The 26,506-nt window shown below is 61.8% G+C and carries 29 protein-coding genes; 19 read left to right on the forward strand and 10 right to left on the reverse strand.

Features of this window, described 5'->3' with window-relative positions; all coding sequences use genetic code 11:
- On the forward strand, positions 1-272 hold a 272-nt coding region (locus BM321_RS26530; protein WP_139236218.1), incomplete at its 5' end, for a transposase.
- 126 nt (positions 273-398) lie between these two features.
- Here BM321_RS26530 and BM321_RS26535 read toward each other — a convergent pair.
- Positions 399-839, reverse strand: coding sequence for a GlcG/HbpS family heme-binding protein (locus tag BM321_RS26535; protein WP_092445814.1), 441 nt, complete (start codon positions 837-839; stop codon positions 399-401).
- Positions 840-1,107: 268 nt separating this feature from the next.
- Between BM321_RS26535 and gcl the strand changes: the two genes are divergently transcribed.
- The 9 genes from gcl to BM321_RS26585 all read left to right on the forward strand — a co-directional run bounded on the left by gcl (position 1,108) and on the right by BM321_RS26585 (position 11,389).
- Positions 1,108-2,883 carry a glyoxylate carboligase gene (gcl, locus tag BM321_RS26540; protein WP_092445816.1) on the forward strand — a complete coding sequence of 592 codons (1,776 nt, stop codon included), beginning with the start codon at positions 1,108-1,110 and terminating at the stop codon, positions 2,881-2,883.
- 133 nt (positions 2,884-3,016) lie between these two features.
- Positions 3,017-3,799: a hydroxypyruvate isomerase gene (gene hyi, locus BM321_RS26545; protein WP_092445818.1), complete on the forward strand. Its 783-nt coding sequence runs from the start codon at positions 3,017-3,019 to the stop codon at positions 3,797-3,799.
- Between the two features lie 155 nt (positions 3,800-3,954).
- Entirely contained in the window at positions 3,955-4,845 is an 891-nt protein-coding gene (locus BM321_RS26550) for a 2-hydroxy-3-oxopropionate reductase (RefSeq protein WP_092328376.1), read from the forward strand.
- Positions 4,846-4,989: 144 nt separating this feature from the next.
- The gene (locus BM321_RS26555) at positions 4,990-6,270 is read left to right on the forward strand and encodes a glycerate kinase type-2 family protein (RefSeq protein ID WP_092445820.1); all 1,281 of its coding nucleotides are present in this window, start codon (positions 4,990-4,992) and stop codon (positions 6,268-6,270) included.
- On the forward strand, positions 6,260-6,982 hold the full coding sequence (locus BM321_RS26560) for a pyruvate kinase (protein ID WP_371856652.1): 723 nt from the start codon (positions 6,260-6,262) through the stop codon (positions 6,980-6,982). The genes BM321_RS26555 and BM321_RS26560 overlap by 11 nt, the downstream gene beginning before the upstream one ends.
- 115 nt (positions 6,983-7,097) lie before the next feature.
- Positions 7,098-7,997 (forward strand): urea transporter, encoded by a 900-nt coding sequence (locus BM321_RS26565; RefSeq protein WP_092445822.1) that lies wholly within the window; start codon positions 7,098-7,100, stop codon positions 7,995-7,997.
- Between the two features lie 20 nt (positions 7,998-8,017).
- Positions 8,018-8,842, forward strand: coding sequence for an ion transporter (locus tag BM321_RS26570; RefSeq protein ID WP_072406483.1), 825 nt, complete (start codon positions 8,018-8,020; stop codon positions 8,840-8,842).
- Between the two features lie 96 nt (positions 8,843-8,938).
- Positions 8,939-9,937: a sulfate ABC transporter substrate-binding protein gene (locus tag BM321_RS26575; protein ID WP_092445824.1), complete on the forward strand. Its 999-nt coding sequence runs from the start codon at positions 8,939-8,941 to the stop codon at positions 9,935-9,937.
- A gap of 249 nt (positions 9,938-10,186) precedes the next feature.
- Positions 10,187-11,389: an MFS transporter gene (locus tag BM321_RS26585; RefSeq protein ID WP_092445828.1), complete on the forward strand. Its 1,203-nt coding sequence runs from the start codon at positions 10,187-10,189 to the stop codon at positions 11,387-11,389.
- A 58-nt stretch (positions 11,390-11,447) separates the two neighbouring features.
- Here the strand turns inward: BM321_RS26585 and BM321_RS26590 are convergent, their stop codons facing one another.
- The 4 genes from BM321_RS26590 to BM321_RS26605 form a co-directional block, all read right to left on the reverse strand.
- Complete coding sequence (locus BM321_RS26590; protein WP_003204476.1) at positions 11,448-11,639, reverse strand: PLDc N-terminal domain-containing protein; 192 nt, start codon at positions 11,637-11,639, stop codon at positions 11,448-11,450.
- Between the two features lie 71 nt (positions 11,640-11,710).
- Positions 11,711-12,241, reverse strand: a complete 531-nt coding sequence (locus tag BM321_RS26595; RefSeq protein ID WP_092445830.1) for a hypothetical protein — start codon at positions 12,239-12,241, stop codon at positions 11,711-11,713.
- A gap of 160 nt (positions 12,242-12,401) precedes the next feature.
- Positions 12,402-12,920 (reverse strand): ankyrin repeat domain-containing protein, encoded by a 519-nt coding sequence (locus BM321_RS26600; protein WP_092170964.1) that lies wholly within the window; start codon positions 12,918-12,920, stop codon positions 12,402-12,404.
- A gap of 94 nt (positions 12,921-13,014) precedes the next feature.
- Entirely contained in the window at positions 13,015-14,841 is a 1,827-nt protein-coding gene (locus BM321_RS26605) for a long-chain-acyl-CoA synthetase (RefSeq protein WP_092445832.1), read from the reverse strand.
- Between the two features lie 356 nt (positions 14,842-15,197).
- Between BM321_RS26605 and BM321_RS26610 the strand changes: the two genes are divergently transcribed.
- The gene (locus BM321_RS26610; protein WP_003204481.1) at positions 15,198-15,476 is read left to right on the forward strand and encodes a DUF3509 domain-containing protein; all 279 of its coding nucleotides are present in this window, start codon (positions 15,198-15,200) and stop codon (positions 15,474-15,476) included.
- A 117-nt stretch (positions 15,477-15,593) separates the two neighbouring features.
- On the opposite strand, the gene BM321_RS26615 is transcribed toward BM321_RS26610, so the two are convergent.
- From BM321_RS26615 to aroC, 3 genes are read right to left on the reverse strand one after another with little or no spacing between them, the layout of a single operon-like run.
- Positions 15,594-16,139: a 1,2-dihydroxy-3-keto-5-methylthiopentene dioxygenase gene (locus BM321_RS26615; protein WP_092445834.1), complete on the reverse strand. Its 546-nt coding sequence runs from the start codon at positions 16,137-16,139 to the stop codon at positions 15,594-15,596.
- 34 nt (positions 16,140-16,173) lie between these two features.
- Positions 16,174-17,319 carry an MFS transporter gene (locus BM321_RS26620; protein ID WP_092445836.1) on the reverse strand — a complete coding sequence of 382 codons (1,146 nt, stop codon included), beginning with the start codon at positions 17,317-17,319 and terminating at the stop codon, positions 16,174-16,176.
- Between the two features lie 34 nt (positions 17,320-17,353).
- Positions 17,354-18,445 carry a chorismate synthase gene (gene aroC / locus BM321_RS26625; protein WP_092445838.1) on the reverse strand — a complete coding sequence of 364 codons (1,092 nt, stop codon included), beginning with the start codon at positions 18,443-18,445 and terminating at the stop codon, positions 17,354-17,356.
- A 143-nt stretch (positions 18,446-18,588) separates the two neighbouring features.
- Between aroC and BM321_RS26630 the strand changes: the two genes are divergently transcribed.
- Both BM321_RS26630 and BM321_RS26635 read left to right on the forward strand, forming a co-directional pair.
- Positions 18,589-19,554, forward strand: coding sequence for an alpha/beta hydrolase (locus BM321_RS26630; protein ID WP_092328402.1), 966 nt, complete (start codon positions 18,589-18,591; stop codon positions 19,552-19,554).
- A gap of 106 nt (positions 19,555-19,660) precedes the next feature.
- Positions 19,661-20,449 (forward strand): hypothetical protein, encoded by a 789-nt coding sequence (locus BM321_RS26635; protein WP_092201745.1) that lies wholly within the window; start codon positions 19,661-19,663, stop codon positions 20,447-20,449.
- A gap of 140 nt (positions 20,450-20,589) precedes the next feature.
- Here the strand turns inward: BM321_RS26635 and prmB are convergent, their stop codons facing one another.
- Positions 20,590-21,498: a 50S ribosomal protein L3 N(5)-glutamine methyltransferase gene (gene prmB / locus BM321_RS26640; protein WP_092328407.1), complete on the reverse strand. Its 909-nt coding sequence runs from the start codon at positions 21,496-21,498 to the stop codon at positions 20,590-20,592.
- Positions 21,499-21,752: 254 nt separating this feature from the next.
- Here prmB and BM321_RS26645 point away from each other — a divergent pair, with 254 nt between their 5' ends.
- From BM321_RS26645 to BM321_RS26665, 5 genes are all read left to right on the forward strand, one after another.
- Positions 21,753-22,343 carry a cysteine hydrolase family protein gene (locus BM321_RS26645; protein WP_092445840.1) on the forward strand — a complete coding sequence of 197 codons (591 nt, stop codon included), beginning with the start codon at positions 21,753-21,755 and terminating at the stop codon, positions 22,341-22,343.
- A gap of 130 nt (positions 22,344-22,473) precedes the next feature.
- The gene (locus tag BM321_RS26650; RefSeq protein WP_092445842.1) at positions 22,474-22,794 is read left to right on the forward strand and encodes a hypothetical protein; all 321 of its coding nucleotides are present in this window, start codon (positions 22,474-22,476) and stop codon (positions 22,792-22,794) included.
- A gap of 73 nt (positions 22,795-22,867) precedes the next feature.
- Positions 22,868-23,425 (forward strand): Smr/MutS family protein, encoded by a 558-nt coding sequence (locus tag BM321_RS26655; RefSeq protein ID WP_092445886.1) that lies wholly within the window; start codon positions 22,868-22,870, stop codon positions 23,423-23,425.
- A gap of 77 nt (positions 23,426-23,502) precedes the next feature.
- Complete coding sequence (folE, locus tag BM321_RS26660; protein ID WP_003204506.1) at positions 23,503-24,048, forward strand: GTP cyclohydrolase I FolE; 546 nt, start codon at positions 23,503-23,505, stop codon at positions 24,046-24,048.
- 104 nt (positions 24,049-24,152) lie between these two features.
- A complete protein-coding gene (locus BM321_RS26665; protein ID WP_092445888.1) occupies positions 24,153-24,524 on the forward strand; it encodes a glutathione S-transferase N-terminal domain-containing protein in 372 nt (123 codons plus the stop codon).
- Between the two features lie 154 nt (positions 24,525-24,678).
- On the opposite strand, the gene BM321_RS26670 is transcribed toward BM321_RS26665, so the two are convergent.
- On the reverse strand, positions 24,679-25,845 hold the full coding sequence (locus BM321_RS26670) for an aminotransferase-like domain-containing protein (protein WP_092445844.1): 1,167 nt from the start codon (positions 25,843-25,845) through the stop codon (positions 24,679-24,681).
- A gap of 81 nt (positions 25,846-25,926) precedes the next feature.
- Here BM321_RS26670 and BM321_RS26675 point away from each other — a divergent pair, with 81 nt between their 5' ends.
- Entirely contained in the window at positions 25,927-26,364 is a 438-nt protein-coding gene (locus BM321_RS26675; protein ID WP_060741128.1) for a MarR family winged helix-turn-helix transcriptional regulator, read from the forward strand.
- The last annotated feature ends 142 nt before the right edge of the window (positions 26,365-26,506 follow it).

A 26,506-nucleotide genomic window follows, 5' to 3' on the forward strand; every position in this document is an offset into this window, starting at 1 on the left:
CCTGGGATCGAGTCGTCCCATTTTTTGTTTTCCCACCGGCCATTCGAAAAGTGATCTACACGACCAATGCAATCGAAAGCATCAACGCTCAACTGCGCAAGATCATTAAAACGAGAGGACACTTCCCAACCGATGACGCTGCAATCAAATTAATCTGGCTGGGCTTGCGCAATATCACGGCGAACTGGGGCAGTGCGGCCCACGACTGGAAAAGTGCCATGAATCAATTCGCGATCCTGTACGGGGACCGGTTCATCAGGCCGACGTGGTAAATGAAGGTCTGCCTAACGGCAGGCCGTTACCGGCCCGCACACAAAAAACCTGACACTCCCGTGTCCAGCATCAAACCCTATGGGAGCGAGCTTGCTCGCGATGGCGCCAGTCCATTCAACACAAAATCAAGCAACCACCCCGACATCCGCCCTCAACTGCAACGCCTCCACCGCCCTGACTGCCACCTGCTCATCCACATCCGAAACATCGCCACTGACACCAATCGCCCCCAGCACCCTCCCCTCCTGATCCCTGATCAATACCCCACCCGGGGCCGGTACGACGTTGCCCTGTCCCAACCCATTCAAGGCGGCAAAGAACGCCGGGCGTTGTTGGGCATCCTGGGCGAGCAGGCGCGAGCCTTTGCCCAGGGCGATGGCGCCCCAGGCCTTGCCGATGGCGATCTGCGGGCGAAGCAGGCTGGCGCCGTCTTCGCGCTGCAAGGCAATCAGGTGTCCGCCACTGTCCAGGACCGCGACGGTCAAGGGCGCAGCGCTGATTTCATGACCGGCGGCAAGGGCTTGCCCGGCCAGGTTGACGGCGATTTTCAAGGTTAGAACGCTCATGGGTGCTGTCCTTCTTTTGTTATGGAAAAGCCTTGGGGGCTTCACTTTCAGCAGAACCGAACCTCACAAATAGAACACAACACAGAATATTTTTGTATACAATAATTTTCACAAACAGCCTGAATTGGTGAAGGATAGCAGCAAAACCAGGCCCTCCGACGAATGAAACAGGTGCTTGAGGAAATGGATTGACCTCCGTCGTTCGCCATGAATACACTCTACGCAAAGCCACTTGTATACAATTACAAAACGTAAGAGGCACAAAACCATGAGCAAAATGAGAGCAATCGAAGCCGCCGTTCTGGTGATGCGCCGTGAAGGCGTGGACACGGCCTTCGGCATCCCGGGTGCCGCGATCAACCCGCTGTACTCCGCCCTGCAGAAGGTGGGTGGCATCGATCACGTCCTCGCTCGCCACGTTGAAGGCGCCTCGCACATGGCCGAGGGTTACACCCGGACCAAGGCCGGCAATATCGGTGTATGCATCGGCACTTCGGGCCCGGCCGGCACCGATATGGTGACCGGGCTCTACAGCGCTTCGGCCGATTCCATTCCGATTCTTTGCATCACCGGGCAAGCCCCCCGCGCCCGCATGCACAAGGAAGATTTTCAGGCTGTGGATATCACCAGCATCGTTAAACCCGTGACCAAGTGGGCAACCACCGTGCTCGAGCCGGGCCAAGTGCCGTATGCCTTCCAGAAGGCGTTCTTCGAGATGCGCTCCGGCCGCCCGGGCCCGGTGCTGATCGACCTGCCGTTCGACGTGCAGATGGCCGAGATCGAGTTCGACATCGACACCTATCAACCGCTTCCGCTGGCCAAACCCGCGGCCAACCGCGTGCAGATCGAGAAAGCCCTGGCCATGCTCAATCAGGCTGAACGTCCATTACTGGTGGCCGGCGGTGGCATCATCAACGCCGATGCCAGCGACCTGCTGGTGGAGTTCGCCGAGCTGACCGGTATCCCGGTCATCCCCACCTTGATGGGCTGGGGCACCATCCCGGACGATCACCCGCTGATGGTCGGCATGGTCGGCCTGCAAACGTCCCACCGCTACGGCAATGCGACCTTGCTCAAGTCGGACGTGGTGCTGGGCGTCGGTAACCGCTGGGCCAACCGTCACACCGGTTCGGTGGACGTCTACACCGAAGGCCGCACGTTCATTCATGTGGACATCGAGCCGACCCAGATCGGCCGCGTCTTCACCCCTGACCTGGGCATCGTTTCCGACGCCGCCTCGGCCCTGACGGTGTTCATCGAAGTGGCCCGCGAATGGCAAGCCGCCGGCAAACTGAAAAACCGTAGCGCCTGGCTGCAGGACTGCCAGCAACGCAAGGCCAGCCTGCAGCGCAAGACTCACTTCGACAACGTGCCGGTCAAGCCACAGCGGGTGTACGAAGAAATGAACCAGGTGTTCGGCAAGGACACCTGCTACGTCAGCACCATCGGCCTGTCGCAGATCGCCGGGGCGCAGTTTCTCCACGTCTACAAGCCACGCCACTGGATCAACTGCGGCCAGGCCGGTCCCTTGGGCTGGACCATTCCGGCGGCACTGGGGGTGGTCAAGGCCGATCCGAGCCGCAAGGTCGTGGCGCTGTCGGGCGACTATGATTTCCAGTTCATGATCGAAGAGCTGGCGGTGGGTGCGCAATTCAAGCTTCCCTACATCCATGTGGTGGTGAACAATTCCTACCTGGGTCTGATTCGCCAGGCCCAGCGCGGGTTCGACATGGACTATTGCGTGCAGCTGTCCTTCGACAACCTCAACGCCCCGGAACTCAACGGCTATGGCGTGGACCACGTTGCCGTGGCCGAGGGCCTGGGGTGCAAGGCGTTGCGGGTGTTCGAACCGGCGGGTATCCAACCGGCGCTGCGCCAGGCCCAAGCGATGATCGAGGAGTTCAAGGTGCCGGTGATCGTCGAGATCATCCTGGAGCGGGTGACCAATATCTCCATGGGCACCGAGATCAATGCCGTCAATGAGTTTGAAGACTTGGCGCTTGTGGGCAACGATGCACCGACCGCCATTTCGTTGCTCGACTGACCGACCGGCGTCCATGTGGGAGCGAGCTTGCTCGCGATGAGGGCGCTACATTCAACCTGGATGCAAGCAGACTCACCGCTATCGCGAGCAAGCTCGCTCCCACAGGGGGCCTAAATATTCACAGGAGACCACCATGCCGCGTTTCGCCGCCAACCTGTCCATGCTGTTTACCGAGCAGGATTTCCTCGCCCGTTTCGAAGCCGCCGCCAAGGCCGGTTTCAGTGGTGTCGAATACCTGTTCCCCTATGACTACAGCTCCGCCGAACTCAAGGCCTTGCTCGACACCCATGGCCTGACCCAAGTGCTGTTCAACCTGCCGGCCGGCGACTGGGCCAAGGGCGAGCGCGGCATTGCCTGCCTGCCGGACCGGGTCGAGGAATTCCGCGCCGGTGTCGACCTGGCCATCGCCTACGCCCAGGTGCTGGGCAACACGCAGGTCAACTGCCTGTCGGGGATTCGTCCGCAGAACTGCAGTGAAACACTGGTGGAGAAAACCTTCGTCGCCAACCTGAAATACGCCGCCGAGAAGTTGCAGGCCAAAGGCATCAAGCTGGTGATGGAAGCCATCAATACCCGCGACATTCCTGGCTTCTACCTGAACAACACCGCCCAGGCCTTGTCGATCCGCGAGCAGGTGGGCAGTGCCAACCTGTTCCTGCAATACGACATCTACCACATGCAGATCATGGAAGGTGACCTGGCCCGGACCCTGTCGGCGCACCTGGGCGAGATCAACCATGTGCAACTGGCGGACAACCCGGGCCGCAACGAGCCGGGCACGGGGGAAATCAACTACCACTTCCTGTTCGAACACTTGGACCGCATCGGCTACCAGGGTTGGGTCGGCTGTGAATACAAGCCGCTGACCACCACCGAAGCCGGCCTGGGCTGGCTGAAAACCCATAACGCAATCTGATGCAATTTCCCCCTGTGGGAGCGAGCTTGCTCGCGATGGCGTCAGTCCAGTCACTCATTTTTGGCTGACACACCGTCATCGCGAGCAAGCTCGCTCCCACAGAAAAGCACTCCCTCATTTGCTTGAAGCAGCGATAACAACAAGAGGATTTCCCCATGGCTAAAATCGGATTCATCGGCACCGGCATCATGGGCCACCCCATGGCACTGAACCTGCAAAAGGCCGGTCACAGCCTGTTCCTGTCCCAGCACCACGACGCGGCTCCGGCCGACCTGCTGGCCGGTGGCGCGGTGGCGTTGGCCAACCCGAAGGAAGTGGCCCAGGAAGCCGAGTTCATCATCGTCATGGTCCCGGACACGCCGCAGGTCGACGACGTGCTGTTCCGCGCCGATGGCGTGGCGGCGGGCGTGGGCGCGGGCAAGGTGGTGATCGACATGAGTTCGATCTCCCCCACCGCCACCAAGGCGTTCGCGGCGAAGATCAATGAAACAGGCGCGCAATACCTCGATGCCCCGGTCTCCGGTGGTGAAGTCGGTGCCAAGGCCGCGACCCTGAGCATCATGGTCGGTGGCGACAGCGCCGCCTTCGAGCGCGCCCTGCCGCTGTTCCAGGCCATGGGCAAGAACATCACCCTGGTGGGCGGCAATGGCGATGGCCAGACCGCCAAGGTGGCGAACCAGATCATCGTCGCCCTGAACATCCAGGCGGTGGCCGAAGCGTTGTTGTTCGCCGCGAAAAACGGTGCCGACCCGGCCAAGGTCCGTGAAGCACTGATGGGCGGTTTCGCGTCGTCGAAGATCCTCGAAGTGCACGGTGAACGCATGATCAAGGGCACCTTCGACCCGGGCTTCCGCATCAGCCTGCACCAGAAGGACCTGAACCTGGCCCTGCAAGGCGCCAAGGAACTGAACATCAACCTGCCCAACACCGCCAACGCCCAACAAGTGTTCAGCACCTGCGCGGCCATTGGCGGCAGCAACTGGGATCACTCGGCGCTGATCAAGGGGTTGGAGCACATGGCCAATTTCTCGATTCGCGACAAATAAACCCCGCCCCCCTGTGGGAGCGAGCTTGCTCGCGATAACGGTAGCCCAGCCAACGTCGTTGCTGGATGTAAAACCGCTATCGCGAGCAAGCTCGCTCCCACAGGGTCCGCATCCACACCAATAATAAAAAACCGGGAGCCCGCCATGTCGGTCGATCCGCAACAACTGCTGCGCGAGCTGTTTGCCACAGCCATCGACGCGGCCCATCCGCACCACGTCCTTGGACACTACCTGCCCAGCGACCGCAGCGGCCGGGTAATCGTCATTGGCGCCGGCAAGGCCGCGGCGGCCATGGCACAAGTGGTCGAGCGCTGCTGGCAGGGTGAAGTGTCCGGCCTGGTGGTGACCCGCTACGGCCATGGCGCGCCCTGCCAGAAAATCGAAGTGGTGGAAGCCGCCCACCCGGTGCCTGACGCCGCGGGCCTGGCCGTGGCCCAGCGAGTACTGGGGCTGGTGAGCAATCTCAGCGAAGACGACCGGGTGATCTTCCTCTTGTCCGGCGGCGGCTCCGCCCTGCTCGCCTTGCCAGCCGAAGGCATCACCCTGGCCGACAAGCAATCGATCAACAAAGCCTTGCTCAAGTCCGGTGCGACCATCGGCGAGATGAATTGCGTGCGCAAGCACCTCTCGGCGATCAAGGGCGGGCGCCTGGGCAAGGCCTGCTGGCCGGCGACGGTGTACACCTACGCGATTTCCGACGTGCCGGGTGACCTGGCCACGGTCATCGCATCCGGCCCCACAGTGGGCGACCCCAGTACATCGGCCGAAGCCCTGGCGATTCTCCAGCGCTACCACATCGATGTGCCGACGTCGGTGCGCGACTGGCTGCACAGCCCAGCGTCGGAAACCGTCAAGCCCGGGGACCCGGGCCTGGCCCGCAGCCACTTCCAATTGATCGCCCGTCCCCAGCAATCCCTGGAAGCCGCAGCGGTGAAAGCTCGCCAGGCCGGTTTCAGCCCATTGATCCTCGGCGACCTGGAAGGCGAATCCCGGGAGGTGGCGAAAGTCCATGCCTGCATTGCCCGGCAAATCGCCTTGCACGGCCAGCCGCTGGCGGCGCCGTGCGTGATTCTCTCCGGCGGCGAAACCACCGTCACCGTGCGCGGCGATGGCCGTGGCGGGCGCAATGCCGAATTCCTGCTGAGCCTGACCGACAGCCTCAAGGGCCATCCCGGCATTTATGCGCTGGCTGGCGACACGGACGGCATCGACGGCTCCGAAGACAACGCCGGCGCCCTCATGACCCCGGACAGCTATCGCCGCGCCGCCGAACTGGGCCTGTGCGCCAGCGACGAGTTGGATAACAACAATGGCTACGGCTACTTCGCCGCCCTGGATGCGCTGATCGTCACCGAACCGACCCGCACCAATGTCAACGACTTTCGCGCCATCCTGATCCTCGAGAACCCCCAACATGACGCCTGATAAAAAAGTCAAGATCCTCGCGACCCTCGGCCCCGCCACCCGTGACCTCGATGACATCCGCGAGCTGGTACAGGCCGGCGTGAACATCTTCCGCCTGAACTTCAGCCACGGCGACCCTGCCGACCACGCCCAGCGCTACCAGTGGATTCGTGACGTCGAGCAGCAGCTCAATTACCCCCTGGGCATCCTGATGGACCTGCAAGGCCCGAAGCTGAGGGTTGGCCAATTCGTCGACGGCAAGGTTCTGCTGCAACGGGGCCAGGCCCTGCGCCTGGACCTGGACCCAACGCCGGGTGACCAACGCCGGGTCAACCTGCCCCACCCGGAAATCATCGCGGCCCTGGAGCCAGGCATGGACCTGCTGCTGGACGACGGCAAGTTGCACCTGCGCGTGACCGCCAGGCACCGCGACGCCATCGACACCGAAGTGCTCAACGGCGGCGAGCTGTCGGACCGCAAAGGCATGAACGTGCCCCAGGCCGTGCTCGACCTGAGCCCGTTGACCGCCAAGGACCGGCGCGACTTGAGTTTCGGCCTGGAGCTGGGCGTGGACTGGGTGGCGTTGTCGTTCGTGCAAGTCTGTTCCACCGCCCTGGAAATTGCCCAGGCCCAAGGCATGGCCCAGCGTGGCGATACCTTGCTGATCACCGCGGGCGTGCCGTTCGGGCAGCCGGGGTCGACCAACTCGCTGCGCATCGAGACGTTGATCTAGCGTCTGTACTGGCCTCATCGCGAGCAAGCTCGCTCCCACCGGGGGCTGCGGTGCCCTTGTGGGAGCGAGCTTGCTCGCGATGAAGTCGACTCGATCCCTCTGACACACACCTGCCATGCCCAACACCCACTGCCCCGACTGGGCCACCGCCCTGCTCAACGGCTTCAGCCAAGTCTTTCTCCAGCGCCATCCGCTGTGCGGCCTGCTCTGCTTGTTGGCGATTCTGCTCACTGCGCCCGCGCTGTTCGGCGGCGCGTTGCTCGGCGGGGTGGCCGGGTTGCTGACGGCCCAGCGACGCGGTTACACCAAGGCCGACCGGCAAGCCGGGCTGTTCAGCTACAACGGCATCCTGCTGGGCTTGCTGCTGAGCCTGGCGTTGCCCTGGTCCGCCCTGTTGCCACCGTTGATCATCGCCGCGGGTGGCCTCAGCGCGATGCTGACCCAGCAATGGCTCAAGCACACCCGAGGCCCTCGCTGCCTGCCCGCCTACACCGCGCCCTTTGTCGGGTTGGCTTGGCCGCTGATGGGGTTCACCCTGCCGCCGCCTCTCGCCACCTCGATTGAAATGACCCTGCCCAACCTGCTGGCCGCTCAGTTGAGCGGACTGGGCCAGGTCATGTTTCTCGGCCATCCAGCGGCCGGTGCGCTGATCGCCGTCGGTCTGCTGCTGGCCAACCGGCGCGCCGGCGCTTGGGCATTGTTCGCTTCCGCCGTCGGCCTGGCCTTCGCCTTGTCGCAGCATGAAAACGCAACCGCCCTGTCCGGGCTGGGCGGCTACAACCCGGTGTTGGTGGCGCTGGCCCTCAGCCAACAGCGCCGCCCATGGCTGCCGCTGATGGGCATCGTCCTGGCAATCATGCTCACGCCAGGCTTTACCGCCCTCGGCCTGCCTCCCCTGACAGCGCCGTTCATCCTAGCCTGCTGGCTGATCCAGGCCACCGGCCGGGCGTGGCGTCAGGCCAGCCTCGAGATCGCGCCTTGCGCTGTACGGGGCAATCACCCTAGGCTTCGCTGATCCCGGTTCAGGCGAAAGTTATGCAAAGCAGCGACAACTGGCGTGAACGCCTCTACGTGATCATTTTCCAGACCGACACCGTGGCCGGCCGGCGCTTCGACAGCACCCTGCTGTTGATCATCCTCGCCAGCCTGGTGATCGTGATGCTCGACAGCATCGACAGCGTGCACAAGAACTATGCGGCCCTGCTGGCGGCTATCGAGTGGGGCTTCACGTTCATCTTCATCGTCGAGTATGGCCTGCGCCTGTACTGCTCGCCCAAGCCGCTGCGCTATGCCTTCAGTTTCTACGGCCTGGTGGATCTGCTGGCGATCGTGCCGGGAATCCTGGCGCTGTACTACAGCGATGCCCAATACCTGCTGATCGTTCGGATCATCCGTATGCTGCGGATTTTCCGCGTGCTCAAGCTCAGCCCTTACCTCAAGCAAGCCAATTACCTGATGGCGGCGTTGCGCGGGAGCAAGCAGAAAATCATTGTGTTCCTGGTCAGCGTCTCGACCCTGGTGACCGTCTTCGGCACGCTGATGTACGTCATCGAAGGCCCCGAGCACGGTTTCACCAGCATCCCAAAGGGTATCTATTGGGCTATCGTGACACTGACCACCGTAGGCTTCGGCGACATCGTGCCCAAGACGCCCCTGGGCCAAGTGGTGTCGTCCCTGGTAATGATCACCGGTTACTCGATCATCGCCGTGCCAACGGGTATTTTCACGGCTGAACTGGCCACCGCCATGCGCGGTGACCAGCTCAAGCACGATTGCCCGGTGTGCAGCAAAAACAACCACGACCACGGCGCCGCTTTCTGTTCCCGTTGTGGCAATGCACTGTTTAAGAAATTGGAATAAGCAAAGCACTTTTTGATGCTTGAAGGTCTATAGGCTTGCAGCTAGTGTGCTGGCTAATTGCCCGGAACCCCCGTTCAAATAAAAAGGAATTCGTAAGTGAAGAACTTCTTTGGCGCCTCCCTTCTCGCCGTCGGCCTGACCTTCGGCGGCCTGGCCCACGCCGCCCCGACCCTGCTTAACGTTTCCTACGACGTCATGCGCGATTTCTACAAGGACTACAACGCAGCCTTCCAGAAGCACTGGCAGGCCGAGCACAACGAAAACATCACCGTGCAGATGTCGTTCGGCGGCTCCAGCAAACAGGCGCGCTCGGTGATCGACGGGCTGCCGGCGGATGTCATCACCATGAACATGGCCACCGACATCAATGCCCTGGCGGACAATGGCAAACTGGTGCCCGAGAACTGGGTCACCCGCCTGCCAAACAACAGCGCGCCGTTCACCTCGGCGACGGTATTCATCGTGCGCAAAGGCAACCCCAAAGCACTGAAAGACTGGCCCGACCTGCTCAAGGACGGCGTGCAGGTGATCGTGCCCAACCCGAAAACCTCCGGCAACGGTCGCTACACCTACCTGTCGGCCTGGGGTTACGTGTTGAAAAATGGCGGTGACGAGAACAAGGCCAAGGCCTTCGTCGGCAAACTGTTCAAGCAGGCGCCAGTCCTGGACACTGGCGGTCGCGCCGCGACGACCACCTTCATGACCAACCAGATCGGCGACGTGCTGGTGACCTTTGAAAACGAGGCGGAAATGATCGCCCGCGAGTTCGGCCGCGACCAGTTCGAAGTGATCTACCCGAGCGTTTCCGCCGAGGCCGAACCACCGGTCAGCGTGGTCGACAAAGTCGTCGAGAAAAAAGGCTCCCGCGAAGCCGCCGAGGCCTACCTCAACTACCTGTGGTCGCCTGAAGGCCAGGAAATCGCCGCCGCCAACTACCTGCGCCCACGGGACCCGGCAGTACTGGCCAAATACACCGACCGCTTCCCGAAAGTGGATTTCCTGTCCGTGGAAAAAACCTTCGGCGACTGGCGCACGGTGCAGAAGACTCACTTCAATGATGGCGGGATTTTCGACCAGATCTATAGCGGGCAGTGAGGCTCGACTCGCCTCAAAACCACGCTGTCAGCCAAGTCCAAACCTGTGGGAGCGAGCTTGCTCGCGATAACGGTCTGTTCTGCATCAATGATGTTGGAATGAAGCCGCAATCGCGAGCAAGCTCGCTCCCACAGGATCTGATCGTTGCCATTAATTCCGGGCATGACTGATATCAGCCGCAAAGCCTGTTCCTGAGCCCTGCAAGTCTTTAGCCTCATGCCATCCTTTCAATTGAGCGATGAGATTGCCATGAGTGCTCATTCACCCACCTCGGCCGGTAGCTCCCTGACCCGCGGCATGGTCCTGCTCTTCGCTTTCTGCTGCGGCGCCATTGCCGCCAACATCTACTACGCCCAACCCATCATCGAACTGATCGCACCCGATGTCGGCCTGAGCAGCACCATGGCCAGCCTGATCGTCTCGCTGACCCAGATCGGTTATGCCCTGGGCCTGTTTTTCCTGGTGCCGTTGGGTGACTTGCTGGAGAACCGTCGGCTGATGATTCTCACCACGCTGGTGGCGATTGCCAGCCTGTTGGGGGCGGCGTTCACTGACCAGCCGAATGTGTTCCTGCTGGTCTCGCTGCTGGTGGGATTCAGTTCGGTGTCGGTGCAAGTCCTGATTCCGCTGGCCGCGCACCTGGCGCCGGAAGAATCCAGGGGGCGGGTCGTCGGTGGGATCATGAGCGGCCTGCTGTTCGGGATCCTGCTGGCGCGGCCGGTCGCCAGCTTCGTGGCCGATCACTTCGGCTGGCGGGCCATGTTCATCATCGCCGCCGCGTTGATGGTCGCGATCAGCATCGTCCTGGCGCTGACCGTGCCCAAGCGCCAGCCCGACCATAGCGCCTCTTATGGCCAACTGCTGGGTTCGCTCGGCACCCTGCTGCGCCGACAACCGCTGTTGCGCCAACGGGCGTTCTACCAAGCCTGCATGTTCGCCACGTTCAGCCTGTTCTGGACTGCCGTGCCGCTGGAACTGTCCCGCAACCATGGCCTGTCCCAGACTGAAATCGCCCTGTTCGCCCTGGTCGGCGCCATCGGTGCCATCGCCGCGCCCATCACCGGTCGCCTGGCGGATGCCGGCCATACCCGCAACGCCTCGCTGGTGGCGATGCTGTTCGCCAGCCTGAGTTTCCTGCCGGCGTTCATCCATCCGCTCTACAGCGTGATCGGCCTGGCGGTGACCGGCGTGGTCCTGGACTTCTGCGTGCAGATGAACATGGTCCTGGGCCAACGCACCATCTACGCCCTCGATGCCAAGAGTCGCAGCCGGCTGAATGCGCTGTACATGACCAGCGTCTTCGTCGGCGGCGCCTTTGGCTCATCGATTGCCAGTGCGGTGTACGAGCACGGCGGCTGGTTGTGGGTGGTAATCGTCGGCAGCGCCTTTCCACTGTCGGCCTTGCTGCGTTTCTTGAGTGCCTCGCGCAAGCCGTCCCTGGCCACGGCCTGAAGCCCACGCATAAAAAATGCCCGGTCGCTCAAGGCGACCGGGCATTTTCATGGAGCAGTCAAATCCGCACGTTGCCACGCGGCCCGGCAATCGCCCAGATGATCAGGCCCAGGACCGGCAGCAGCAGGATCAGCAGCACCCAGAGAATTTTCATCCCGGTTTCCGCGCCACTCTTGAGCACATTGATGATCGCCCAGATATCGAGCGCCAGGATAATCAGGCCGACCAGGCCGTTGAAGGTGGAACCCATGGTGTCGCTCCCAAATGGTGATAGGCACCCTTAGGATAGCGGGCCCCAGGCAAGGGTTCCGTTTTATTGCTTCAGACGTGGACCGCGACCTTGAGCGCTTCCAAGGCCGGCGCGGCGGCGATGCCGACTTCGGCACACAGTTCCAGCACCCGCGGCACGTCGTTGCCGTACACCAGCACCATTTGCAATTCATCGTCGAGCAACTGGCTGAAGTTCATCAGCACGTAGCCGCCGTTTTCCTTGTTCAGGCTGCTCATCTGGATCTGGACGCGGTTGAGCGCGGTCAGGGCTTCGGTTTTCGCCAGTTGCTTGGGCTTGAGATTGAACGCCACGCCTGGGCCGAACGAGGCGACGATCTGTTCGAACAGGTCCACGTAGGTGTCGGCCTGGAACAGCACGGTGTCCGGCAGGCTGCCCACCACCACCCACTCACCCAACGGGATCGGGAACGTGTCGTCGTAGTTGATATCGGGGTTGGCAGCCAGGAAAGCCGTCGGATCGGCGTAGGCCTGGGCCGCTTCGTCAGCGATTTTCACGATGTCCGCCTCGCCGAGGCAGCCGGAGCTGATTTTACCGATGAGTTCGATGAGGGCGGCTTTCATGGGGGTGAATCCTGTGGCGAAGGGTGTTTTGAGGGCGGGCAGGATAGCGCATCACATCGGTCGAGTCAGGAACCTGTGGCCCCGGAGCTTTTGTGGCGAGGGGATTTATCCCCTCGCCACAAGAGCAATGTCACTCCAGGATCACGGCCCCGGAGGAAGATCAGGCCAACATCTTTTCCAACTGCGCCGTGGTGTCCACCGCGCCCATGGTGCGGGCGGCATCGAGGGCCGAGACGCCGTTGGCGTCCTTGGCTTTCGGGTCGGCGCCTTTGCCGATCAGGTAGTCGACGATTTCCACCCGGTTGAACATCGCCGCCATCATCAAGGCGGTACGGCCATCGAAGGAGGCGCCTTCCACTTGCGCGCCGCCGTCCACCAACGCCGAGACCACTGCCAGGTCGCCCTTGAACGCCGCGCCGGCAATCGGGCTCTGGCCGTTGTCGTTACGGATTTCCGGATCGGCCTTGTGCTCCAGCAGCACTTTCACCGTTTCCACATGCCCGTGGTAAGCGGCCAGCATCAACAGGGTGTCGCCCTTGTGATTGCGCAGGTTGGGCGGCAGGCCCTTGCTCAGGAGCGCGGCCATCATGGCCGCGTCGCCCTGGCGTGCGACGTTGAACACCTGCTCGGCAAACTCGGCAGCCTCTTCCGGGGTCATCTGGCGGCTTGTATCGGACATGGGAAACTCCACTCGGCTCTTCGCAAAGCGGCTAGTTTCCCGAGGGACCCGGGCGCTGTCATCCCTTTTTTCACTGTGCCCGCCATAGCCAGGATCAATAATGCAATTGTCCGCCCTGGATCCGCACCGCGAGTTGCCGGTCCACCCGCACGTACGTATCGGTACCCGGCAGCCAGGCATAGACCGGCTCATCCCCGGCGACGCACGGGTCGAACCCTTCAGCCTTGAGGCGCGTCTTCTGGTACTTGAAGGTGCCGGTGGTGTCCATCTTCACCTTGATGCGCAGGAACAACGGCACGGCACAGGCGGGCAACTTGCATTGCAAGAATTGCAGCAGCTCGCTGAAGTCCAGGGTCGCCAGGGATTCGGACGGAGTGATCGCCGCCATGCCGGCACGGCCATTGGTGCCATTGATCTCCACGCCATAAGCCACCGCCTCGGCCACCTGCGGGTGTTGCAGCAAGACGTTTTCGACTTCCGTGGTGGAGACGTTTTCGCCTTTCCAGCGATAGGTGTCGCCGAGGCGATCGACGAACTGCCCATGCCCGAAGCCGATGTTGCGCAGCAGGTCTCCGGTGTTGAAGTAACAGTCCCCCGGCACGAAGACGTCCCGGCAGATGGTTTTTTCGGTCAAGGCTTGCTCGGTGTAGCCATCCAGTGGCGCCTTCTCGTCGATCCGCGCCAGCAACAGGCCTGGTTGGCCCTTGGGCACTTTTTGCATGCGGCCTTGCAGGTTGCGCAACGGCAGGCCACTGGCATGGTCGTACCGCACCAATTCCCAGCCCATCAGGGAGAACCCGACGGTGTTGTCGAAATTCAGGACGTTGGTGAACCCGATATTGCCGTCGCTGGCCGCATACAGCTCGCAGATATGATCGATACCGAAACGCGTCTTGAAGGCCGACCAGGCCCCGGGCCGCAGACCGTTGCCGATCATTTTCTTCGCACCATGGTGGTGGTCATCGGCAACGACCGGTTGATCGATCAGGTAGCGGCACAACTCACCAACATAACCCAGTGTGGTCGCCCGGTAACGGCGTACGTCGCTCCAGAACTGGCTGGCGCTGAACTTGCGTCGAATCGCAAACCCCGACGCGCCACAGATCGCCGCGCCCCAACACACACACAGGCCGGTGGCGTGGTACAGCGGCAAGGTGCAATAGACGACATCGTCGGGCTGCATGTCCAGGGCGATCAGGCCGAAGCTGGTGGAGGTGCGCATCCAGCGACCATGGCGAAACACCCCGGCCTTGGGCAGTCCGGTGGTGCCCGAGGTGTAGAGGTAAAAACACGGATCGTTGCAGAAAACCTCCTGGCTGCACGCTGGGTTATCGTCAGGGTAATCCTCGCAACCGGCCACCAGGTCGACGAAACCGGACGGCACATCGACGCCGTCCTGATCCGCCAGCCACCAGGTCCTGTTGCCCGGCAGTGCGGTGCGCGCTCGCACATCGTTGAAAGCCGCGACCCGTTCATCCCCGACCACCACCGCGATCGGGTTGACCAAGGCCAGGCTGTGCACCAGCGCATCGCCGGTTTGCGAGGTGTTGAGCATGGCACTGACCGCGCCAACCTTGGCCATCGCCAGCACGCTGATCAACAACTGCGGCCGGTTCTCGACGAATATCGCCACACAGTCGCCCTTGCCGATGCCTTGGGCCAACAGGTAATGGGCGATGCGATTGGCCTGCGCGTTGACCTGTGCATAACTTAACACCGTATCGCCACACAGCAGTGCCGGGCCTTCGGGATTGCGTCGGGTGGCCTGTTCGAAACACCAGCCCAGGCCACACGGTTGGGTCGGGTCCTGGACATTGGCCAGCTTCCTGCCTTTGACGATCCGCGGAACCGCTCTGGCGATGGCTGGCAGCTTGCGCAGCATCATGCCCCAGGTAATGGCGTCGCTGGGTGTACGACTCATGGTGATCTTCCCCGTTCGACCTCGTGGGTCTCGGTTCTTGTTATCGGGCTGGCGGTGATTTTGGCTCGAAAGTACGCCGGCGGTCGCGGCGCTGTACATGCGGTTTTTGCAATGTTTTGTATCTGCTGCCCGAGGCAGGCGAAGCGTGAGCGCCGGAAAATGATTTGGTTCCAAATATCGTTGCCCGACCACGCAAAATGCAGGATGCACGATGGCCGTTCATGCAAGATGCACGAAAGCGAAAATAAAGCGAAAACGTAACACGTTGTTTTTAAAGTGATTTTTATAATGCCAAATGCTGGCATAGACAGTGCAATCACCTCTCCACGGTTTGCCACACCATGGAGCAGTCAACTATGAACATGATTCAAGAAAAGTTTGCATCCCTGTTTTCCAACTACGAAGTGACCACTCAGCCCCGCCCGGACGGCGGCATTTTGCTGACCTTGCGCAATAGCGACGGCAAGCTGTTCAAACGCACGATTTCCTATGCGCAATTGCACGCGGGGGATCAGTTGTCCTGGGCGATCAGCGCGATCCGTCGCGACTTGGCCGAACAGGCCAGCGAGTTGCCCCAGATCACGCTGTTGCAGAGCCAGCATCGGTTTGCGCTGCCGACTTACCACAGCGCTTGAGTCTGCTGGAAAACTCGCTTTGCTGTTCACTGGGAAAACGGCGCCTCTTTCAGATGGGAAGCGCCGTTTTTTTACGCCTTGGAAAAGTCTGCCGTGTTCCGGGCGATTGAACGCGGGTCAGTCTTCCAGGCGAGGAAACCGGCGAGCAATATCATCGCCTGTGAACTCAGCGGCCACCCCCTGCGAATCACCAGACAAACGGATCGAAACAAAATACGGCCGCTCCCCCCTGTCAAACCAATGCGGCGTACCGGCCGGCACCGTTATCAAGTCGTTTCTTTCACACAGCACCGCATAGACATAATCGCCAAGGTGCAGGTTAAACAACCCACGACCGCTGACGAAAAATCGTACCTCGTCCTGGCCATGGCGATATTCATCAAGCCACTCAGCCTGCGGCACCACCTGTTCGGTGTGATCGCTGCCAGCGCTGACCACATCGACCGCAACGTAACCCCGCTCAGTCATCAACGCATCGATCTGAGCCTGGTAAGCCGCAAGGATGTCCTCCTCACTGGCCCCCGGCTGAATTTTCGCCGCCGCTTCCCAGCGATCGAAGCGAACACCTTGTTCGGCCAGGGTCGCGGCAATGTCCTCGAAATGAGTCAACACCTTGTTCGGCATGTCAGGGCTCGAGACGTGATAAACGGACAGGCTGCTCATGACAACGGCTCCAGCAAATTAATGGTTCGAAGGCTCATGGCCGGTCCTCTTGCATGCGTGTCGCAATGATAACGGCTGCCGCGAAGGCGGCGAGGCTGGCGAGGCTGAACGTCCAACTGGCGCCCAGGGCGTTCCAGCTGTAGCCGGCGTACAACGCGCCCAAGGCCCCGCCCGTACCGGCCAGCGCGGCATACAGCGCCTGCCCCTGGCCTTGCTGGCGAGGACCGAAACTGCGTTGCACGAAATGGATGGCCGCGGCGTGAAAGCTGCCGAAGGTCGCCGCATGCAGTACCTGGGCGAACAGCAACACCCAGAGAAACTCGGCCAGCGAGCCCAGCAACAGCCAGCGCAACGCCGCCAACAGGAAACTGGCCAACAGTACCCGACGCACGGAAAACCGCGCCAGGATCCGGCTCATCAGCAGGAAGACCAACACTTCCGCCACCACACCGACCGCCCAGAGCAGCCCGATCAAACCGCGGCTGTAACCCAGGCGTTCGAGGTGCAGCGTCAGGAAGGTGTAATACGGCCCGTGGCTCACCTGCATCAGGCCGACACAAATGTAGAACGCCAGCACGCCAGGGTTGCGCAGTTGCCGCAGGAAGCCCTCCCCCGCGACTCGCGGCCCCTGCAATGGCTGCGCGTTGGGCACCCAGAAGCTGGCAAGGACGATGCCGGCCATGATCAACACCAGCGTCAACGGGTAGATGTCCAGGCTCAGCCATTCGAACAAGCGACCGAGCACCACCACGGTAATGATGAAACCGATGGAGCCCCACAGGCGGACCTGACTGTAGCGCGAGGCCTGCCCGCTCAAGTGGGCCAGGGTGATGACTTCGAACTGCGGCAACACCGCGTGCCAGAAAAACGCATGCAAGGCCATGACCATCGCCAGCCAGGCGTAGCTTTTATCGATGAAGATCAGCGAGAAGGTCAGCAGCGTGCAGATCGCGCCAAACCGCACGATCGCCAGGCGTCGGCCGGTGTAATCCCCCAGCCAGCCCCAGATGTTCGGCGCCACGCAGCGCATCAACATCGGGATCGCCACCAACTCACCGATGCGCGCCGCGTTGAAGCCCAGGTGATCGAAATACAGCGCCAGGAACGGCGCCGTCGAACCGAGCAGGGCGAAATAGAACAGATAGAAGCTGGAGAGCCGCCAGTACGGCAGTGCCGCCATGGTCGTCAGGCCACGGCGGCTGGCAAGCCGGCCATCAAAGTTGCCCCAGCACCGGGGTGCTGACGCGGACGTCGGCGTTCTGGCCGCGATGACGCAGCAAGTGATCCATCAGCACGATGGCCATCATGGCTTCAGCGATGGGCGTGGCACGAATGCCGACGCACGGGTCGTGACGGCCCTTGGTGATCACATCGACAGGGTTGCCATGGATGTCGATGGAGCGTCCCGGCGTGGTGATGCTGGACGTCGGTTTCAAGGCCAGGTGCGCCACGATCGGCTGGCCCGAGGAAATGCCGCCGAGAATACCGCCGGCATTGTTGCTGAGGAAACCGTCCGGAGTCAGTTCGTCACGGTGCTCGGTGCCACGCTGGGCGACGCAGGCGAAACCGGCGCCGATCTCCACGCCTTTCACCGCGTTGATGCTCATCAGCGCGTGGGCCAGCTCGGCGTCGAGGCGGTCGAAGATCGGCTCGCCCAGGCCCGGCATCACGCCCTCGGCCACCACGGTGATCTTCGCACCGACCGAATCCTGGTCACGGCGCAGTTGGTCCATGTAGGCCTCGAGTTCCGGCACCTTGTCCGGGTCGGGGCAGAAGAAAGCGTTCTGCTCTACCGAAGCCCAGGTCTTGAACGGGATTTCGATGGGCCCCAACTGGCTCATGTAGCCACGAATGACAATGCCCTGGCTGGCCAGGTACTTCTTGGCGATCGCCCCGGCCGCCACGCGCATGGCGGTTTCCCGGGCCGAGCTGCGGCCGCCGCCGCGGTAGTCGCGCTCGCCGTATTTGTGGTGGTAGGTGTAGTCGGCGTGGGCCGGGCGGAACAGGTCCTTGATGGCCGAGTAGTCCTTGGACTTCTGGTCGGTGTTGCGGATCAGCAGGCCGATGGCGCAGCCGGTGGTGCGCCCTTCGAACACCCCGGACAGGATTTCGACTTCATCGGCTTCCTGGCGTTGGGTGGTGTGGCGGCTGGTACCGGGCTTGCGACGGTCCAGGTCACGCTGCAGGTCGTCCAGGGAAATCTCCAGCCCCGGCGGGCAGCCGTCGACAATGGCGACCAACGCCGGGCCATGGCTTTCGCCCGCGGTGGTGACAGTGAACAGCTTGCCGTAGGTATTGCCGGACATGCAGGGTGCTCCGTGAAAAACGCTGAGAGACTCAACCTTGGATTCGTAGTGGGCGCCAGTATACGCAGGCTCCCCGCGTAGTTCATCCTCGAACCTTATCGGCGGCCACCAGTCCAACCGGCACCTTCGCAACTAATGGCGTGATGATGTTAAAGCTGCTTGCCCTAAGCCTTACCTTGTTTACCGGCCTGTTTTCCTGCCTGGCACAGGCCACGGTGCTGCAACGCCCCATCAGCCTCGACACCGGCAGCGGTGAGCTTTTCGGCTCGTTGTTGCTGCCCAAGTCCGACACGCCGGTGCCGGTTGTCCTGATCATTTCCGGGTCCGGTCCTACGGATCGCGACGGCAACAACCCCGAGGGCGGGCGCAACGACAGCCTCAAGCGCCTGGCCTGGGTGCTGGCCAGGCACAACATCGCCAGCGTGCGCTATGACAAACGTGGTGTGGCCGCCAGCCTCGCGGCGACACCGGACGAGCGCAACCTGAGCGTCGAGGCCTATGTGGCCGATGCCGTGGCCTGGAGCCACAAGCTCGCCGCCGATCCACGCTTGGGCCCGTTGATTCTGCTGGGCCACAGTGAAGGCGCGTTGATCGCCAGCCTCGCCGCGCCCCAGGCCAACGCGGCAGCGGTGATTTCGCTGTCCGGCAGTGCCCGGCCGATCGACCAGGTATTGCGCCAACAACTGAGCAACCGCCTGCCGCCGCCGTTGATGCTGCGCAGCAATGAGCTGCTCGACAGCCTCAAGGCCGGTCGGCTCGACAGCAACGTGCCGGCGCAACTGCAAGTCATTTTCCGCCCCAGCGTACAGCCCTACCTGATCTCGCTGTTCCGCCAGGACCCGGCCCGGGCCTTCGCCGCGCTGAAGATGCCAGCCCTGATCGTTCAGGGCAGCAACGATATCCAGGTCGGCGCCGATGATGCCCGGCAATTGAAAGCCGCCAAACCCGACGCTGAACTGGCGCTGATCGAGGGCATGAACCACGTGATGCGCATCGTACCCAACGACGTGAAACGGCAACTGGCCTCCTACAAGGACCCCAACCTGCCCTTGGCGGCCGAACTGGGTACGCGGATTCTGCGTTTTATTGACTCGTTAGCCGCGCGTTAGGCGGTTTTAGTCGATTTAGCTTCAGTACTGGCAAAAACAGCCGATAACCCGGTGTCGGATAGCGCATTGGCTACCGACCCGCCGGCCTGGACAGGATTTTGCCGTTATGACTGAAACTCAAGCTTCCCCCGACACCGCTGCCGAAGCCCCCGCCTCGTCTGCGGTGGAGCTGCCGTGGGCCGACGTGCATACCGAGCATCACAAAATGCTCCGCCTGGCGCCGCTCAAGACCGACCGCGCCACCGGTGTGCGGCCGCTGCGGTTTGTCGAGTTCAGCTATGTCGAGCGCCACAGCAAGGAACGCAGCCTGCTGCGCATGAGCATCCAACTGCCGAACCAGCGGGTGCGCAAGGAACAGAATCACCTGGATGTCTGGGCCGACCACGTCGAAAAACGCCTGTTCTTTTCGCCGGAAAACCTGCAAATCGAGCCGTTGAATCGGGGCATCGGCCGTTTCCTCGCGGCCCAAGGCATTACCTGGGCCAAGAAACGCTGGTCGGCCTATCAGGTCGAGGGCTCCGACCTGGATAACAAGGATGCCCTGAACGAAGACACTCGCCTGCGCCGCGACCGCTTTCTCAAGGCCCAGGGTTTCGAGGTGGCCTACGCCGACGCCCAGCACCTCAAGGGCAGCATCAAGCCGGCCCAGGTGGGCGATTTGGTCGGGGACTGGAACACCGAGAAGCTGCAGTTCGTGACCATCCTTGAAGCCGCGCAGATGCTGCAACAAGCCGAGCAGAACCTGGCGGAACAGGAAGTCAAACTCAAGCAGCAGGAAGATAAGGTCACCAAGTTCAAGCGCGAAGACGCCGGCCTGCGCTTCACCATCACCTGCCTGGTGGCCTTTGCCATGTTCCAGGCGGGATTGCTGATCTGGATTGCGACGCGCCATTGAACTCAATAGCGCGTGAGTAACCCTGTGGGAGCGAGCTTGCTCGCGATAGCGATGGATCAGTCAACTGCAATGTGGCTGATCCGACGCCATCGCGAGCAAGCTCGCTCCCACAGTGGGTGTATCCGGATGGGTAAGAGGGATCAAACCCGCGAAGCGAACAACCCCTGGTGCTGGCGGCACTGCTCGGCGCTGAGCATGAACACGCCATGGCCGCCGCGCTCGAAGTCGAGCCAGGCGAAATCGACTTCCGGATACAGCGCCTCGACGTGCACCTGGCTGTTGCCGACCTCGACAATCAACAATCCCTTCTCGGTCAGATGATCGGCCGCCTCGGCCAGCATCCGGCGAACCAGGTTCAAGCCATCATCGCCACAGGCCAGGCCCAGCTCCGGTTCGTGCTGGTATTCCGGCGGCATGTCGGCGAAGTCTTGCGCATCGACATAAGGCGGGTTCGACACGATCAGGTCGAAACGCTGCCCCGGCAAACCGTCGAAACCATCGCCCTGGACGGTGAACACACGCTCATCGACGCCATGGCGCTCGATGTTCTGGTTGGCCACTTCCAGTGCTTCGAACGACAGGTCGGCCAGCACCACCTCGGCCTCCGGGAATTCATCGGCACAGGCAATGCCGATGCAGCCGGAACCGGTGCACAGATCGAGAATCCGTGCCGGCGCCTGGCCCAGCCAAGGCTCAAAACGCTTTTCGATCAGTTCACCGATGGGCGAGCGCGGAATCAGCACCCGTTCATCGACGATGAACGACATGCCGCAGAACCAGGCCTCACCCAACAGGTAAGCCGCCGGGATGCGCTCGGCAATACGCCGACGCAGCAGACGCTGCACATGGACCAACTCCTCGTCTTCAAGACGGCAGTCCAGGTAACTATCGGCAATTTCCCAGGGCAGGTGCAACGCGCCCAACACCAGTTGCCGGGCTTCGTCCCACGCATTGTCGGTGCCATGGCCGAAAAACAGATCCTCCCCATGGAAACGGCTGACGGCCCAACGGATATGGTCGCGCAGGGTACGGAGACGGGAAGTGATCACGGCGGCAAACTCCAGAAAAATCGACGGACGAGTCTACCAGCCAAACGCGGCCCCACCCAAACGCGCCTTATTGACGAACGAAAAGCGCCGGACCAATCGTAGGATTTATCCGTTTTTCGCACCATCTATTGAACAGGACGAGCATCTTGACAAGGCTGTAGGCCAGCAACGGCGGCCCTTGCGATGGAAGCGATTCACAGAACCGCTCAGCCAGAGGACAATGTCGCAAAAGCCCCACTCGAAGGAGCCCCAGAATGTCCGTTCCAAAAACGATGTTTCAACTCAGCGGCCGTGGTTATGCAGCGGCCAATCTGAGTCAAGCGACCTTGATCATCATCGATGCCCAGAAGGAATACCTCGCAGGGCCCCTGGCCCTGAGCGGCATGGATGCAGCCGTCGCGAACATCAAGCAACTGCTCGGCGCGGCCCGTGCAGCCGGTCGCCCGATCGTGCATGTGCGCCACCTGGGCACCCATGGCGGGCTGTTCGATCCACAAGGCGAACGCGGGGAATTCATTCCCGGCCTCGAACCCCAGGGCGACGAAACCGTGGTCGAAAAGTTGCTACCCAGCGCTTTCCACGGCACCGAGCTGAAAAAGCGCCTGGAAGATTTCGGCCCCCTGGACCTGATCGTGTGTGGATTCATGAGCCATTCCAGTGTCAGCACCACCGTGCGCGCCGCCAAGAACCTGGGCTTTCGCTGCACCCTGGTGGAAGACGCCTGCGCCACCCGCGATCTGCCTTACAAGGGCGGCGTCCTCAGCGCCGAACACGTGCAGCAGACCGAAATGGCGATCATGGCCGACAACTTCGCCACCCTGGCCTTGACCCACGACTTCACCTGATGCGCCTTGATGAGCGGCCCGTCCTGCCGCTCATCCGCAAAAGCCTCTCATTTGCCGCAATTGCCCTACCTTCAGGAACAACCCGAATATCTTCCGGTCGAAGGGCCGATACCCATTGAGGAAGGTCGGAATGAAGTTATCCGATGGTTTTGACGCCCGTCGCTTGCGGCCCAAGGGCCCGAGCAACTGGCGTTTTCGTTTTGGCGCGGCGATCGCTGCGCTCCTGGCAACACTCGGTGTACTGCTGGCCATGGCCGGTGCGGCCAGCCTGCTGGGCCGTCCACCCGCACTGGGCGAGTTGAATGCCACCCCGCTGGGTTCGGCGATCATCCTGGCAGCCGGTCTTGTCATATTGCTGTTGGGCGTCTGGCTCTGGCGCCGCTGCCGCCGTCGCGCCCGCCAATCCCTGGAGCTGGCCATGGCTCCGCACCTGATGAAAAAGCACGACTGATTCGCCACCCGACGTTTTGTCGCGCCTGATCCCGCCAGAGTTGGGTAAACTGGCCGGCTTCGCGGAGGCTGACATGCAAGACGACGACTTTTCCCTGTTCAAAAGTGCGATCCAGGGCGTAAAACCGATCAAGCACGACCGTGCCGAGACCGGCAAGCCCAAGGCCGATCGCGCGCAAATCGCCAAGCTGCGCCAAGCCGCCACCGTGCGCACCGACGCCACGACCGTGGATGGCTTGTCCGATCAGTTCGTGATCGACGTCGGGCCGGAAGACGAGTTGATGTGGGCGCGCGACGGTGTCCAGGAAAGCCAGATGCGCAAGCTGAAGGTCGGCCAGATCCCCTTCGAAGGCAGCCTCGACCTGCACGGCATGAGCGTCGAAAAGGCCCGGGAAACCCTTTGGGCGTTCCTGGTCGAAGCCACCCGATTCGAAATCCGCTGCGTGCGCGTCACCCATGGCAAAGCCGTACGCCTGGATGGCAAGCGACCGATGATCAAGAGCCACGTCAACACCTGGTTGCGCCAGCACCCGCAAGTACTGGGCTTCACCTCCTGCCAGGCGAAACACGGTGGCGCCGGGGCGGTCTACGTGATGCTCAAGCGCACCATGATGGAAGGCCGCGACGAGTAGCCTTCGCTTGCCGAGCTTGCAGCGCCGTGTCCGCCACCGTACCCTTGCCCTTTGCGTAAAATCCCACAGGTAGTTTCATGTCTCTGGAACAGAATTACACCGCGATTCTCGGCCAACTGGGCGAGGACGTTTCCCGCGAGGGCCTGCTCGATACGCCCAAGCGCGCTGCCAAGGCCATGCAGTACCTCTGCCGCGGTTATGAACAAACGCTGGAAGAAGTCACCAACGGTGCCTTGTTCAGCTCCGATAACAGCGAGATGGTGCTGGTCAAGGACATCGAGTTGTACTCGCTGTGCGAACACCACCTGCTGCCTTTCATCGGCAAGGCCCACGTGGCCTACATCCCGAGCGGCAAGGTGCTGGGGTTGTCGAAAGTCGCGCGCATCGTCGACATGTATGCGCGGCGCCTGCAGATCCAGGAAAACCTCAGCCGCCAGATCGCCGACGCGGTCCAGCAAGTGACCGGCGCCCTGGGTGTGGCGGTGGTGATCGAGGCCAAGCACATGTGCATGATGATGCGCGGTGTGGAAAAGCAGAATTCCTCGATGATCACTTCGGTGATGCTCGGCGAGTTCCGGGAAAACGCCGCCACTCGCAGCGAATTCCTCAGCCTCATCAAGTAACCCGTCGCCAGAAGAAAACCGGCATGCATCGCCGGTTTTTTTTCGCCGGTGAAAAATCAGGTAAGCTGCGCGCCCTCTTCTTCCCCGCCGCGAGGCTGAATACCGTGATCGTCAAAGCGCTTCGAGTTGGCCTGGGCCAGCTCATCATCTTCATCGATTTCATCACTCGCCCCAGCAAGAAACAGCGCCCGGCCGAGGCCCAGGCGCAGGTCGACCAGGCCGCCCGCAGCCTGACGCTCTATCAGTTCAACGCCTGCCCGTTCTGCGTGAAGACCCGCCGCACCTTGCGCCGCCTCAACGTACCGGTGGCGCTGCGCGATGCGAAAAACAACGCCCAGGATCGCCAGACGCTGCTGGAACAAGGCGGCAAGATCAAAGTGCCGTGCCTGCGTATCGAAGAGAATGGCGAGACCACCTGGATGTATGACTCCAAGGTGATCATTGAGTATCTGGATAAGCGGTTCTCTGCAGCCTGACCATTTTCTACTGTGGCTACTGGCCTCATCGCGAGCAAGCTCGCTCCCACAGGGGGCCGGTGTTGATTGAAAATCTGCAATCATCCACAAATCCCCTGTGGGAGCGAGCTTGCTCGCGATAGGGCCCGGCCAGCCACCACAAAGCCCCTTGATATCAAGCCGCTTTTGCAGCCAACGCCTCCCGCACCACCCCCGCCAACCGCTTGAGCCCTTCATCCAGCCGCGCCGGGTCGATGTGGCTGAAGTTCAAGCGCAAGTGCCCCGGATGCTGGTCCGGCTCCGGGAAGAATGGCTCCCCCGGCATGAACGTAACGTCGGCCGCCAACGCCGCGGCGAGCAAGGTGCGGGTGTCCAGCGGTTGCCTGAGGGTCAGCCAGAAAAACAACCCGCCCTGGGGCACGTTCCAGTCCGCGATATCAGAGAAATGCTTTTGCAACGCCGCCTGGAACCGATCGCGACGGTCCCGGTAGAAATCCCTCAATTCACTCAAATGGCTGCGGTACTGTTCGGTACCGATCCATTGCAGCGCCTGCCATTGACCGATGCGGTTGGTGTGCAGATCCGCCGACTGCTTGAGCCGCAGCAGGTGCGGGAACAAATCCGGACTGGCGATCAGGTAGCCCACCCGTAGCCCCGGCAACAGGGTTTTCGACACGGTACCGGTATAGATCCAACTGGCCTTCCTCAAGCGACTGACGATCGGCGTGGCACTGCCGCCATCGAACGTCAGCTCGCGGTAGGGTTCGTCCTCGATCAGGGTGACGCCAAACTCGTCCAGCAGCGCCGCCACGGCATCGCGCTTGGCTTCGCTGTAGCGCACCGCCGAGGGGTTCTGGAACGTCGGAATCAGGTAGATGAACGCTGGCCGATGCCGCTCCAGGCGGGTCCGCAATTGGTGCAGGTCTGGGCCGTCGGCCTCCAGGGGCACAGTGATGCAATCGGCGCCGAACAGTTGGAAAATCTGCAACGCCGCCAGGTAGGTCGGCGCTTCGAGCATCACTTCAGTGCCCACGTCGATGTGCAGCTTGGCCGCCAGGTCGAGGGTTTGCTGGGAGCCGCTGACCACCAACACCTGACTCGCCTCACAGGCCACACCCAGCCCCCGCGCCTGGGCCGCCAGGGCTTCGCGCAGGGCCGGCTCGCCTTCGCTCATGCCGTACTGGCCCATGGACAACGGCATGGCCGTCCATTCCACCTTCGGCAGCATGGCTTCGGCCGGCAGGCCGCCGGCGAACGACATCACTTCAGGGCGCTGCGCCGCCGCGAGGATTTCTCGAATCAAAGAACTTTTGAGGCGCGAGACACGTTCGGAAAAAGCCATGGGGTCACCTGTAGCGGGTCGCTGGAAAAATGAGTCAAACTGATTGACCGAAATTACTCCGACCTCTCTGGATACGTCAACATGATTGACCTTAAAAACCCGACTTCCCAACAAATGGCCATGGAAGCGTTTTTCTTCGGTTACCAGGCATTCACTGCCAAGGCCGATGAAATGCTCGAGCGTCGTGGGTTGAGTCGGGTCCACCAGCGCATCGTTTTTTTCATCGCCCGCTACCCCTCCTTGAGCGTGAAGGAATTGCTGGCCCTGCTCGGGGTGAGCAAGCAGGCGCTGAACATGCCGTTGCGGCAGTTGATGGAAATGCACCTGGTGAACAGCGTCGCGTCCGAGACCGACAAGCGTAAGCGGCTGTTGGAGCTGACGGCCGAGGGCGAGCGGTTCGAGCAGGCGTTGCGGCGTGAGCAGGTGAAATTGCTGGAGCGGGTGTTTGCCGAGGCTGGGGAGGCGGCGGTGAATGGATGGTTGGCGGTGAACCTGGCACTGGGCAAGTCTGGCGACTGAGGGCGTCTGATCCGACGCTATCGCGAGCAAGCTCGCTCCCACAGGAGACGTCGCCAGACACAAATCTTGCATTCACCACAGCCCATTGTGGGAGCGAGCTCGCTCGCGATAGCGCCCGCAAGGGCGATATACCCCTATCGCC

This window comes from Pseudomonas sp. NFIX10 (assembly GCF_900111955.1).
Taxonomy (GTDB): Bacteria; Pseudomonadota; Gammaproteobacteria; order Pseudomonadales; family Pseudomonadaceae; genus Aquipseudomonas; species Aquipseudomonas fluorescens_AA.